Here is a 12763-nt window from a genome sequence, read left to right on the forward strand (position 1 = left end):
TGGCAACGTCTTTATGACCCACATCGTGTGGGCCTAAAATCTGGGCGCAAATACGCCAAGGGGCATTTGATAAGGAAGGAGAAAAGTGATATGAAGGTATATTCTTCAAATGATGAATGACGCAAGATACATTACTAGTTGGGGGGATTGGACAATAATTGAGATAGTTAAGGGTTACACGGTTGCGGTATTGTTAGCGTTCCGATGGGGGGATTGTTGTTTTGAATCAAGCTAAAGAAAAAACACTTGAAAATAAAGTCGTTTTCATTACAGGAGCGGCTAGTGGAATAGGTCTAGATTTAGCCCAAGTATTTGCTAAAGAAGGTGCAAGAGTAGTAATCAGTGATCTGAATGAAGAAGCAGCAAAAGAAACTGCAGGTTCCATGAAGAATGATGGATTAGATGTCATGGGAATTGGATGTGATGTAACCAAGGAGCAAGAAATCATATCTTCAATAAATCATACCATTAATACGTATGGAAGAATTGATATTTTAATTAATAATGCGGGGTTACAGCACGTATCTACAATTGAGGATTTTCCTACTGAACGCTTTGAATTAATGCTTAAGGTGATGCTAACAGGTCCATTTATTGCTACAAAGCATGTATTTCCTATCATGAAAAAACAAAGATTTGGTAGAGTCATAAATATGTCCTCTATTAATGGTTTAGTTGGTTTTGCAGGGAAGGCTGCTTACAATAGTGCGAAGCATGGAGTAAATGGTTTGACGAAGGTAGCAGCGTTAGAAGGGGCAGAATACGGAATCACCGTTAACGCCATTTGTCCTGGATATGTAGACACCCCACTTGTGCGAAATCAGTTAACTGACTTAGCAAAGACTAGAAATGTAGAGTTAGAAAATGTACTTGAAGAAGTAATTTATCCGCTTGTACCACAGAAGCGCTTATTACATGTCAAAGAAATTTCTAATTACGCCGTTTTTCTGGCAAGTGAAAAAGCAAATGGTATTACTGGACAGGAAATTGTGATTGATGGTGGTTACACAGTCCAATAAGAAAAAATAGTAGTAAACGGTATTTTTCTTTCATTATGCAGGTTTTATAAAATGAGTTAATCTTTTAGCTTTATTAAAAAGGGAGTGAATTATTTTGAAAAAATCAGTTTCAATCTTTCTAGTGGGTTTTATGTTATTATTTACAATTTTAGTAGGATGTAGTCCAAAGGTAGAAGAAACAGGTTCCACAGGGAAAAGTGATTCAGGGGATTCTTCAGGTAAGGATACCTTTAACGTAGGTTTAGCAATTTCTATGTCAGGTGGAACAGCTTTATTTGGTGAAGGAGTAAAAAGGGGTGCGGAGCTAGCTATTAATGAATTTAACGATGCAGGCGGCTTTGAAGGACAAAATGCAAAACTAGTCTTATATGATGATGAAGCCAAACCAGAAAAGTCTGTAGAGATTGTTCAAAAATTAATTAACCAAGATAACATCGTTGCATTAATTGGACCTGCTAATTCTGGGAATGCCATGGCTCACATTCAATTTACTCAAGATGCAAAAATTCCTGAAGTTATACCAGTAGCTACAGGGACACAAATCACACAAGAGTATAAAGATGCTGATAAAAACTATATTTTCCGTGTTGCACCTCTTGATGGCGTTCAAGTGTCTGCAATTTTAAAAGAGCTTATCGATAAACAAGGACTTACGAAGCTTGGCGTCATCCATGATACGGAAGGATACGGGCAAGGTGGCAGGGAAGATATTGTTAAGCAAATGAAGGAAGATTACAATATGGAACCAACTGTCATTTCAGCCTTTGATCCAAAGGAATTGAATCTCGAGCCTTCAATTCGTGATATGAACAATGCAGGGGTGGAGGCAGTTATCTTTTACGGGCTTGCACCACAGTCAGCAAAGTTACTTGAAGCTCGTTTCAATGAAGGGTTGGATGCTCCTATTTACGCGACTTGGGCTACAGGTGACCCTACCGTTTTAAATCTAGTTGGAGATCTTGTGAAGGAAGACCTGTTTTTTGTACAGTCATATACGATTGATCAAAATGATGCAGCAAAAAAATTCCATGAAAAAGTAATGGCAACGTATGGTGAAGACGTGTTTCCTATTGCTACTGCACAAGGATATGACAGTGCAAAACTTATCCTAGATGCAATAAAAAAGGTTGGCTTAGACAGTGAGAAAATTCGTGATCAAATTGAATCATTTACGGACTTTGAAGGTGTAACAGCAATTAAACCAGCAGCTTTCACTAAGGATAACCATGAAGCATTTGGTATTGACGAAGTATTTATTGCCAAATATAACGACGATTTACAAATTGTTGCAGCAGAATAATAGAGTCATAACATATACCTTTTAACTGGTGTAAAGGGTGAGTCCCAATGAGGATTTCCCCTTTCACCATAAACTTGTTTTTTTTGTAGCTTATCTCAAGGGGGCGTTTGCTTTGGAATTAATGGATATATTAAAAGCCATTATCAATGGGTTAGTATATGGAAGCATTTATGCGATAATTGCCCAAGGATATTATATTACTTTTATCACGACTAAAACGATGAACTTTGGTCAAGGTGACTTTGTCATGCTTGGTTCACTTATTGGATTATCCACCTTTACTACAATAACTGCTTCAGGTGGGGGTGTTTGGATTGCCTTTATAGCATCATTGCTATTGGTAATTGTCTTACTAGGTATTTCTGGTTGGGCATTGGAACAAGTCGCTATCCGACCGTTAAGAAGTTGGCATTCCATTGGTTGGATTTTAAGTACTGTGGCCGTTGCTATGATTGTGAGAAACGTAGCTATGCTTATATGGGGAAGAGATGTTTTGATGGCCCCATCTCCATTTGGACGCGCTATTTTAGATCTAGGTATATTTAAAATCCGCTATCATGAAATGTTTGTACTAGTTAGTGCTGTAGTTATTATGTTCCTCTTATACGTCTTCTTAAAGAAATCATTATTTGGAAAGGCGCTTGAAGCAGTTGCCTTTAATAGAGAGGCTGCTTCATTAATGGGAATCAATCCCCGATTAATGGCTTCCATTGCTTTTATTATTGCCGGGATTCTCGCAGGAGTAGGTGGGGTATTAGTCGGACCTATGGTACATCCAGGTGCTTTTATCGGACTTTTCCTTGGATTAAAAGCATTTGCGGTTGCAATTATTGGTGGTATCGAGAATCCACGAGGTATTTTTATCGGAGGACTTTTACTAGGTGTATTAGAAAATCTCTTTACTTTATATAGTACATCCATGAAAGAAGCTGCTGCGTTCTTTTTAATTCTTGTCATATTAGCAGTCCTTCCTCAAGGATTATTTGGAAAACGAGTAAAGGAGAAGTTTTAATATGATAAAAGCAAAATGGTGGATTTATCAAATTGTGATCCCACTCGCCCTCATATACGCGTTTCCATGGGTTTTTAACAATGCTCATACCATTCATGTTGCCCAGACATTCTTGATTACCTACATTGTCATCGTTGGGTTAAATCTACTTGTGGGACTCTCTAATCAGCTTTCCCTGGGACATGTAGGATTTTATGCGATTGGGGCCTATTTATCAGTCATCCTTACCATGAAAGTAGGATTGAATTTCTTCGTAAGTATTATGATCTCTAGCTTAATAGCAGCAGCATTTGGAGCGATTGTAGCACTTTTGTCCTTACGAGCGAAAGGTCCTTATCTAGCCATGGTCACAATCGCGTTTGGAGAATTGGTTAGTATTATAGCGAACCGCTGGGTAGATGTCACAGGCGGTCCTGCTGGAATCAGAACTTCTGCACCATCTTTATTCGGTCTTGAGTTTGGCCCAGTTCAATATATGTGGTTTATTGGTCTGTTAGCTATCATCATTACAGCAGCCGCTGCGAATATCTTTAGAGGTCGTTTTGGAAGGACCTTTACTGCTTTTGGAAATAGTGAAGTTGCTTCAGAGGTGTTAGGGATTAATGTTCGGAATTGGAAAATACTAGCTTTTTCTGTTTCTGCCTTTTTAGCAGGTGTAGGTGGAGGGCTGTTCGCTTTTCAAAATCAGTTTATTAGTAGTACAACGTTTGATTTGAATTTATCCATTATGTTCCTTATTGCGGTTATTATCGGAGGCTCGGGAACAAAGATAGGCCCTATTATAGGCACAGCGATTATCGTTGGGTTACCGCAATTCCTTCACAACTTTGTAGATTATCACTTAATGATTTTTGGTGGAATATTATTAATCGCACTTATCCTCTTACCCGATGGTATCGTGGGTGCCTTCACCAACCTTTCTTTCTTTAAAAAGTTTTCTAGTAAAAAAGTCAATACTAAATTAGGAATCTTACATGATGATCGGAAGGCAACAATAGATTTACCTGAAGGGATTAATGGTAAGGTTTTAGAGCTTAAAGATCTTTCGATGCATTTTGGTGGATTAAAAGCTATTGACGAACTTGAAATAGAGGTTTTAGCTGGAACTGTTCACGGAATTATTGGTCCAAATGGTTCGGGTAAAAGCACCACAGTTAACATCCTAAGTGGAGTCTATATGCCGACTGAAGGAAGCATGCTTTGGAAAGGAAAGAACATTACAAAATATGCTCCCCATAGTATAGCGCAAGAAGGGATTACGAGAACATTTCAAAACCTACAGTTGTTTGAAGACATGAGCGTTTTACAAAACGTCATGGTTGGCTTTCATCGTCACTTCAAAACAGGCTTCCTGAAAAACCTATTATATCTAGGTCAGGTATCTAAAGAAGAGCAATACTATGCACAAAAAGCCTATGATCTATTAAGAATTGTTGGCTTAGAAAATAGAGCCCATGAAAAAGCGTCTGATTTACCATATGGAGAACAGCGATTAGTTGAAATAGCGAGGGGATTAGCTTTAAAACCTACTTTACTTATTCTGGATGAACCGGCAGCGGGGGCTAGTCCAAAAGAGATTGAAAAAATAATGGATGTGATCCAACGTCTAAAGAAGGCGGGATTGTCTATTATTTTGGTTGAGCACCATATGGATATTGTCATGAATATTTGTGATTATATTACAGTACTAGATTTCGGTAAGAAAATTTGTGAGGGAAATCCGGAAACGATTCAAAACGATCCAAGGGTAATTGATGCTTATCTCGGTGGGGAAGAGGTGAACCAGCTTGTTGCAGGTACAAAATCTATCAGTTAATTATGGTCATGCAACCGCTTTAAGTGATGTGTCAATGGAAGTAAATGAAGGTGAAATCGTAGCTGTTATTGGTCCCAATGGGGCTGGGAAAACTACCCTATTAAAAGCAATCACGGGGTTGTTAAAGGTGAAGGAGGGTACTGTCCTATATAAGGATAATGTGATTACAGGTACCCCTGCTCATAAAATTTTAGGGTATGGTATATCCCATGTCCCTCAAGGCCGCCAAGTCTTTGGTGATCAGTCGGTAGAGGATAATCTAATTTTAGGAGCATTTACGATTAAAAAAGATAAACAAAAAATTCAAGAGCTTATCGAAAGAGAATACGAAAGGTTTCCAAGACTAAAGGAGAGAAGAAGGCAGCATGCTGGTACATTAAGTGGTGGAGAGCAACAGATGCTAGCCGTATCCAGAGCACTTATGTCTGATCCTGATTTTGTTATTCTTGATGAGCCATCCATGGGTTTATCACCTATATTCGTAAAACAGATATTCGATACTCTGTTAGAGTTAAAAAAATCTGGCAAGACGGTAGTGGTTGTCGAGCAATTAGCCATGGCTGCTTTAGCTATATCTGACCGTGCCTATGTGTTACAAGCAGGTGAAGTGAAGCTAAATGGAAAATCACGAGATTTACTAAGGGATGATAGTCTGGTAAAAACATATTTAGGTTCAGCTTAAGCGAACATCGGATTCATGTCACTTGTATAGAAAAAGAATCTCGGGAAAACGAGATTCTTTTTCTGTTTTTTTTATTGTCTCTATGTTAAACTTTATTTAGACTTTTTTGTTGACCTTGTAAAGGAGTGCCACTAGTGTGCTTTTTTATATGGTCTTTTTTAATGTCCAACAGCACTTCCGTCATCTTTTCCATCTGCAGTTACCTTTAATAATGCTGCTGCTCCTTTTTGAACGTGGTTAAATTGATGGGTAACGATTGTGTATGTTCCTTCTTTCATTACCGTGAATTCTACAACTGCCCCACCGCTTGCAGGAAGCATAACTGTTTGTAGTCCTTCCATATGATTGTATGGGTTACCGTCGATATACACGTCGTCAAATATTGTACCAACTACGTGGAAAGAGCTCACTTCATTTGGACCTACGTTGTTAATGTATAATCTAACTTTGTCGCCCACTTTTGCAAGAAGTGGTGTTTCTTTTAATGAGAAAGTGTCACCATTTGTATTTAAGTCGCCTTCTTTAAGAGCTTTTGTTGAAAATACTACTTGGCTTGGTACACCGTTTGTCATGTCATCTAAATCATTGTATTTATACCATTCGTTTTGAATGAGAAGGTATTCCCTATCAATCTCATTATCTGTTGGATACCCATCTTTCGGTTTTACAATAATGGTTCCGTGCATGCCGTTTGCAATATGTGATAACACAGGTTTTGTACCACAGTGATACATGAAAACTCCCGGTTTGTTTGCTGGATAAGAAAATGTTCCACTCTCGTCTGGCATTACATCAATGAAATCCTTTGACGGTGATGCATGTACAGCGTGGAAGTCCATGCTATGTGGGATAGCAGGATCCATATTTTTTAGTGTAAAGTTAATTGTGTCACCTTCATTTACAACTACGACAGGTCCAGGTGCTTCGCCATTAAAGGTCCAAGCCTTATAGGTATAGTCTTTGTCAATTTCAATGTCAGTAATCTGTGCAGTCATTTCAACGTTTACTTCATTTTCTGATACTCTTTCAATTTTTAATGGAACAGGTTCTTGGTTAAGGTCTTTGTGTGGGGCGATAATTTCCCCAACTTTTGTTTCTGAAGCAGTTGTTTGTGCCTCAACATTTTTTTCTACAGCTACGTCTTGCTTTCCACAACCAGCTAAAATGAGTGAAGTTCCAACCAAAGATGTGACTAACCATTTCACTTTCTTGTTCATAATTTTTACCCCCTTGAAATTGGTTTTTATTTTGGTTATTGCTTGCTTTCTACACCTTTATCATATTAAGCCGGGGGACCCCGAAGAGTGATATAAATCACGTTTTTGAAGGTAATCTGTGTACAGATTGTGAAATGGTGAACATATAAACACCTTTCCAATAGTGGTAAGGGTTTAAACGTTTTCAAAACGTGGTTTTTAGTCAAAATATCTCCACAATGTTGGCCAATTTTTCCTCAGGAATGTTTGTTCAAATGTAATCGTTTTTTAGAACGGAAGAGGGAATTTTGCTATTCCAAAAATATTAACATGTTATGTTTATGAAAAGATAAAGTGGGCATAATGTTTGGGGAAAAGCCCAATTTTTCCTATTTTACTTGCAGTTCTTACACAAATTTTATACAATACTGAATATAATCAATAAATATTGAAGCGTTGAAAAGGAGTAGTAATGTTCTACACACGTGTTAGAGAGTTGACGGGTGGTGCAAGTCAATCGTTGATGAACATGAACTCGCCTTTGAGCAATAAGCATGAAATGCCAAGAGCAGCTAGTGCTTATCGTCTGAGTCCGCGTTAAGGATGAATGAAGTGAGTGCGCAGTTTGTCACTAATGTGGGTGGTACCGCGGGAAGAATACATATCCTCTCGTCCCTTTTGGGATTAGAGGTTTTTTGTTTTTTTATAAGGTTTTTAGGATTATTTAAGGAGGAAGTCTTATGAGTTTTAATCACCAAAAGATCGAGAAAAAGTGGCAGCAACACTGGGAACAGAACAAAACATTTAAGACAACTGAAGACAAAGGGAAGCGTAAGTTTTATGCGCTAGACATGTTCCCATATCCTTCTGGTGCAGGACTACATGTAGGTCACCCAGAGGGCTATACAGCAACAGATATTTTAGCAAGAATGAAAAGAATGCAAGGGTACAATGTTCTACACCCAATGGGATGGGATGCATTTGGGTTACCAGCTGAGCAATATGCGTTAGATACCGGAAATGACCCTGCTGAATTCACGGAAAAAAATATCAATACCTTCCGTCGTCAAATTAAAGAACTCGGATTTTCATATGATTGGGATCGTGAAATTAACACAACAGATCCTAAATATTATAAATGGACTCAATGGATTTTCACAAAGCTATATGAAAAAGGTTTAGCATATGTTGATGAAATTCCTGTAAACTGGTGTCCAGCATTAGGAACAGTCCTTGCGAATGAAGAAGTCATTGATGGAAAAAGTGAACGCGGAGGCCACCCAGTAGAAAGACGTCCAATGAGACAGTGGGTATTACGAATAACTGCATACGCCGAGCGATTACTTGAGGATTTAGAAGAACTAGATTGGCCAGAGAGCTTAAAAGAAATGCAGCGCAACTGGATTGGTCGTTCTGAAGGTGCGCATGTAACATTTAGCATAGATGGACATGATGATACATTTACAGTCTTCACAACTCGTCCCGATACTTTATTTGGTGCTACTTACGCGGTACTTGCTCCTGAGCACCCATTTGTTGATAAAATCACTACTCCTGAACAAAAAGAAGCAGTTAATGCTTACTTAGATAAAATCAAGACTAAGAGTGATTTAGAGCGTACAGACCTAGCAAAGGATAAAACAGGGGTATTCACAGGTGCATATGCAATCAACCCTGTAAATCAAGAAAAAATGCCTATCTGGATTGCTGATTATGTCCTAATGAGCTATGGAACAGGTGCAATAATGGCAGTTCCAGCCCATGATGAGCGTGACTATGAATTTGCTGTTAAATTCGAATTGCCAATTAAAGAAGTAGTTGCTGGTGGAGATGTTACTAAGGAAGCATATACTGGCGATGGTGACCATGTAAATTCGGATTTCCTAAATGGATTAAATAAAGAAGAAGCTATTACTAAAATGATTGCATGGCTAGAAGAAAACAAGCTTGGTAAAAAGGAAATTACCTATAAGCTACGTGACTGGTTATTTAGCCGCCAGCGTTATTGGGGTGAGCCAATTCCAATCATCCAATGGGAAGATGGAACAATGACAACTGTTCCAGTGGAAGAGCTTCCACTTATGCTTCCAAAGACGACGGAAATCAAGCCTTCAGGAACTGGTGAATCACCACTTGCAAATATCGCAGAATGGGTAAATGTGGTTGATGAGAAGACCGGTAAAAAGGGTCGTCGCGAGACAAACACAATGCCACAATGGGCAGGTAGCTGCTGGTACTATTTACGTTATATTGATCCACATAATGAAGAAGCTCTGGCTGATCCAGAGAAATTAAAAGAATGGTTACCAGTTGATATTTACATCGGTGGAGCTGAGCATGCGGTGCTCCACTTGCTTTATGCAAGATTCTGGCACAAGGTACTATATGATATTGGTGTTGTTACAACGAAAGAACCATTCCAAAAGCTTTTCAACCAAGGGATGATTCTTGGAGAAGGTAACGAAAAAATGAGTAAGTCCAAAGGAAATGTTGTAAATCCTGACGACATTATTGAATCTCATGGTGCAGATACGCTTCGTTTATATGAAATGTTCATGGGACCATTAGATGCTTCCATCGCATGGTCAACTAATGGGCTTGATGGTTCTCGACGTTTCTTGGATCGAATTTGGCGCTTACTTGCAGATGACAATGGAAACATATCATCAAAAGTAAAAGCTAATTCAAACGATACTTCACTTGAGCGCGTGTATCACCAAACAGTTAAAAAAGTGACAGAGGATTACGAAGCATTACACTTTAACACTGCGATTTCGCAATTAATGGTATTCATCAATGATGCATACAAGGTATCTGAATTACCAAAGTCATTCATTGAAGGATTTGTAAAACTTCTATCTCCAGTTGCTCCACACCTTGCTGAAGAGCTTTGGGAGAAGCTTGGTAATACAGGTTCAATTGCTTATGAATCATGGCCTGCATTTGATGAAGCAAAATTAGTCGAATCTGAAATTGAGATTGTCATTCAGGTGAATGGAAAAGTGAAAGCGAAGCTTCATGTTCCCGCAGATGCTTCAAAAGAAGTACTTGAACAAATTGCAATGGGGGCAGACCCAATCAAAGAACAAATCGAAGGCAAAACAGTCCGTAAGGTTATTGCGGTACCTGGAAAGCTTGTAAATATTGTAGCGAATTAATACTAAAGCCCTCCAAGTGGAGGGCTTTGTTTTATGAAGGCGTATAATGGAGTTAGATTCAGAGGTGTATTCTGCAGAAAAGCTAGAATAAAAGGGGACGTTGTCCGAATCACATTTGTATTTGGACAAGAAAGCTAGAAACCGAGAAGATGCAGTCCGAAAGGTAGTTTGTTGAGCTGATATCGGAAAAATGTAAAGCCCAAGAATGCTGATATATCCACATTCTTGGGCTTTTGGTTTATCTACTTTAAAATCCACTTTCAGAGAGCTAATTCATTCATTCAACCATTTCAGATTGAAGATAATGATAGATGAGCTTTGTCGTATTTTCGATTGACTCCTTATGTGTACGTTCAAATGCGTGAGAAGAGTCAATTCCAGGACCGATTAAGCCGTGGATAATATCATGTCCAGAACGAATGGCTGCTGATGCATCAGACCCATAGTAAGGGTAGATGTCTAGCTTATAGCCAATCTCATGCTTTTCAGCAAGCTGGACAAGCTTTTTACGGAAAGCATAATGATATGGACCGCTTGCATCCTTCACACAAATTGAAACCGTATATTCATCTGTTGCTTGACCATCACCCATTGCCCCCATATCCACTGCTAAATATTCCACAGTTTCAGGTGTGATATTGGAGTTTCCGCCATAGCCGATTTCCTCATTATTCGAAATAAGAAAATGTGTTGTATATGGTAGCTCGATGTTTTCAGTTTTAATTTGTTTGATTAGTTGGAGCAGTATTCCAACACTTGCTTTGTCATCTAGATGACGTGACTTAATATATCCTTTAGGTGTGACCTCAACTCGTGGATCAAAGGAAACAAAGTCACCAACTTCAATTCCAAGTGCTCGAACCTCGTCTGCATTTTTTACTTTTTCATCAATACGCACTTCCATGTTTTCTTGGTTACGCTCTGCCTTACCAGCATCTTTATAGACATGTACGGATTGCTGATGCATTAAGATTGTACCAGTATAGAATTTACCTGTTGAGGTCTCAATACGGCAATATTCCCCTTCAATAGAGTTATATTTAAAGCCACCAATTAAATCTAATTTCAGTCGGCCGCTTGGTTTAATTTCCTTCACAATAGCACCTAATGTATCAACGTGGGCGGTGAGCATACGATGTTTTTGTGTGTCCTTTCCAGGAAGTGTAGCGATTAGACCGCCTTTGCGATTTCTGTATGTATCCACATTTGACTCTTTTAGAAGTTTTTCTACAAATGTAATCACTTCATTCGTGTTTCCAGATGGACTTGGAATCGAAACGAGTTCTTTTATGAGTTGAATGGTTTCGTCTGTGTTTGGATAAGTCAACTATAATTCCCCCTTGTTTTTAGCTAGTAATAGCATACTCCTTTTTATATAGAAATTCTAGCTTTACAAAACGTGGAAAATTAGGTTTCGAAAATTGTATTCCGTATTTTGTCTTTGTTATAATGGTCGAGATGAGTTTTGAAAGGATGGGACCTATGATTGAAGAAATCACAACAGAAGAACTGAAACAAAAGCTTGAGAATGGTGAAAAATTAGAGCTTGTCGATGTTCGTGAAGATGAAGAAGTAGCAGAGGGCATGATTCCTGGTGCAAAGCATATAAAAATGATGGAAATTCCAGATAACCTTGATTATTTTGATAAAGATACAGAATACATTATTATTTGCCGTTCTGGTGGTAGAAGCTTCAATGTTTGTGCATACCTAGAGGACCAAGGCTACAAAGTCCGTAACATGGTCGGTGGGATGATGAATTGGACGGGTGAAACGAAACGATAAAACAGATATTTCAACTAAGCGTGAATTCAAATATGAATTCACGCTATTATTTTGGTTAGAAAAATGCAAACAACAATAATATATTAAAAAATAATAATAATTTATTGAAACTCAATAAATTATTTTGTAAAATCAAGTTAGAAATAATTATGGATGTTAATGAAAATGCATTAAATTTCAAGGAGGAAAAAATGACACTTTTTTTATTGCTCGGTATAATGTTATTAATTATTGTGGGGACTAATCGAAACAAACTAATGAATTTTATTGGGCCTGGTAATCGACTAGTAAAAAAACTATCAAGCTATGAGTGGTTTCAAAAACCATGGCTAAGTGGGCTATTTTTATTTGTTTTAAATGCAATATTATTCGGCTCTACTTTATTAATTCTCTTTGGATTAGGCTTTTTAACGATCCCCTATATTCATTTAATCATTATGTTTGGGGCTGTTCTTATAAGTTTGGTTTGCTGGACTATCGTTTTATATGCATGGAATGGTGATAAGAAGGGGCGGATTTTAAGAGGGTTTATCGGCAGCAGCTTTTATTTAATACTCACGCTTGTTTTTGCCTACATGATTGTTACACTTGAGCCCCAATTTCCAGGGGATGATACATTTATGGCCTTTATCGGTCTTGTTATGGCCATCACTGTAACAGGAGTAGCTTTCATAACCTGCTTTTTATTTACTGGTTTTTTTGAAAGAAAGGAAATTCATTAATATAAATTATTCATTGAAGAATAAGAAAAGCCATTTTTGATAAAAAAGGAAAAGGGTCCTAGCATAAATGCCA

Annotated in this window: 10 protein-coding genes and 1 other annotated feature; of the genes, 8 read left to right on the forward strand and 2 right to left on the reverse strand. The window is 38.1% G+C overall.

Annotated features, from left to right (window positions below; translation table 11 throughout):
* Nucleotides 1–221 precede the first annotated feature (221 nt).
* The 5 genes from V7097_RS22565 (at nucleotide 222) to V7097_RS22585 (ending at nucleotide 5829) form a co-directional block, all read left to right on the forward strand.
* Nucleotides 222–1019: a 3-hydroxybutyrate dehydrogenase gene (locus V7097_RS22565; protein WP_335705877.1), complete on the forward strand. Its 798-nt coding sequence runs from the start codon at nucleotides 222–224 to the stop codon at nucleotides 1017–1019.
* A 94-nt stretch (nucleotides 1020–1113) separates the two neighbouring features.
* On the forward strand, nucleotides 1114–2319 hold the full coding sequence (locus V7097_RS22570; RefSeq protein ID WP_335705878.1) for an ABC transporter substrate-binding protein: 1206 nt from the start codon (nucleotides 1114–1116) through the stop codon (nucleotides 2317–2319).
* A gap of 121 nt (nucleotides 2320–2440) precedes the next feature.
* The gene (locus V7097_RS22575; protein WP_335705916.1) at nucleotides 2441–3331 is read left to right on the forward strand and encodes a branched-chain amino acid ABC transporter permease; all 891 of its coding nucleotides are present in this window, start codon (nucleotides 2441–2443) and stop codon (nucleotides 3329–3331) included.
* A gap of 1 nt (nucleotide 3332) precedes the next feature.
* On the forward strand, nucleotides 3333–5147 hold the full coding sequence (locus V7097_RS22580) for a branched-chain amino acid ABC transporter ATP-binding protein/permease (protein ID WP_335705879.1): 1815 nt from the start codon (nucleotides 3333–3335) through the stop codon (nucleotides 5145–5147).
* Nucleotides 5119–5829: an ABC transporter ATP-binding protein gene (locus tag V7097_RS22585; RefSeq protein WP_335705880.1), complete on the forward strand. Its 711-nt coding sequence runs from the start codon at nucleotides 5119–5121 to the stop codon at nucleotides 5827–5829. The genes V7097_RS22580 and V7097_RS22585 overlap by 29 nt, the downstream gene beginning before the upstream one ends.
* Nucleotides 5830–5987: 158 nt before the next feature.
* Here the strand turns inward: V7097_RS22585 and V7097_RS22590 are convergent, their stop codons facing one another.
* On the reverse strand, nucleotides 5988–7046 hold the full coding sequence (locus tag V7097_RS22590) for a multicopper oxidase domain-containing protein (RefSeq protein ID WP_335705881.1): 1059 nt from the start codon (nucleotides 7044–7046) through the stop codon (nucleotides 5988–5990).
* A 426-nt stretch (nucleotides 7047–7472) separates the two neighbouring features.
* Nucleotides 7473–7705: a binding site (T-box leader), on the forward strand.
* Between the two features lie 60 nt (nucleotides 7706–7765).
* Here V7097_RS22590 and leuS point away from each other — a divergent pair.
* Nucleotides 7766–10183 (forward strand): leucine--tRNA ligase, encoded by a 2418-nt coding sequence (gene leuS / locus V7097_RS22595; RefSeq protein ID WP_335705882.1) that lies wholly within the window; start codon nucleotides 7766–7768, stop codon nucleotides 10181–10183.
* A gap of 277 nt (nucleotides 10184–10460) precedes the next feature.
* Here leuS and V7097_RS22600 read toward each other — a convergent pair whose 3' ends face one another.
* Nucleotides 10461–11510 (reverse strand): M42 family metallopeptidase, encoded by a 1050-nt coding sequence (locus V7097_RS22600; protein WP_335705883.1) that lies wholly within the window; start codon nucleotides 11508–11510, stop codon nucleotides 10461–10463.
* A 155-nt stretch (nucleotides 11511–11665) separates the two neighbouring features.
* Here V7097_RS22600 and V7097_RS22605 point away from each other — a divergent pair, with 155 nt between their 5' ends.
* Nucleotides 11666–11968, forward strand: a complete 303-nt coding sequence (locus V7097_RS22605) for a rhodanese-like domain-containing protein (protein ID WP_335705884.1) — start codon at nucleotides 11666–11668, stop codon at nucleotides 11966–11968.
* Nucleotides 11969–12159: 191 nt separating this feature from the next.
* Nucleotides 12160–12690 (forward strand): hypothetical protein, encoded by a 531-nt coding sequence (locus V7097_RS22610; protein ID WP_335705885.1) that lies wholly within the window; start codon nucleotides 12160–12162, stop codon nucleotides 12688–12690.
* Nucleotides 12691–12763 lie beyond the last annotated feature (73 nt).

It is taken from the genome of Bacillus sp. JJ1562 (genome assembly GCF_036962705.1).
In the GTDB taxonomy this organism is placed as follows: domain Bacteria; phylum Bacillota; class Bacilli; order Bacillales; family Bacillaceae_L; genus Ferdinandcohnia.

Coding starts and splice junctions, on each gene's coding strand:
- V7097_RS22575 (WP_335705916.1), top strand. CDS start 2,441: ATGGATATATTAAAAGCCATTATCAATGGGTTAGTATATGGAAGCATT.
- V7097_RS22580 (WP_335705879.1), top strand. CDS start 3,333: ATGATAAAAGCAAAATGGTGGATTTATCAAATTGTGATCCCACTCGCC.
- V7097_RS22590 (WP_335705881.1), bottom strand. CDS start 7,046: ATGAACAAGAAAGTGAAATGGTTAGTCACATCTTTGGTTGGAACTTCA.
- leuS (WP_335705882.1), top strand. CDS start 7,766: ATGAGTTTTAATCACCAAAAGATCGAGAAAAAGTGGCAGCAACACTGG.
- V7097_RS22605 (WP_335705884.1), top strand. CDS start 11,666: ATGATTGAAGAAATCACAACAGAAGAACTGAAACAAAAGCTTGAGAAT.
- V7097_RS22610 (WP_335705885.1), top strand. CDS start 12,160: ATGACACTTTTTTTATTGCTCGGTATAATGTTATTAATTATTGTGGGG.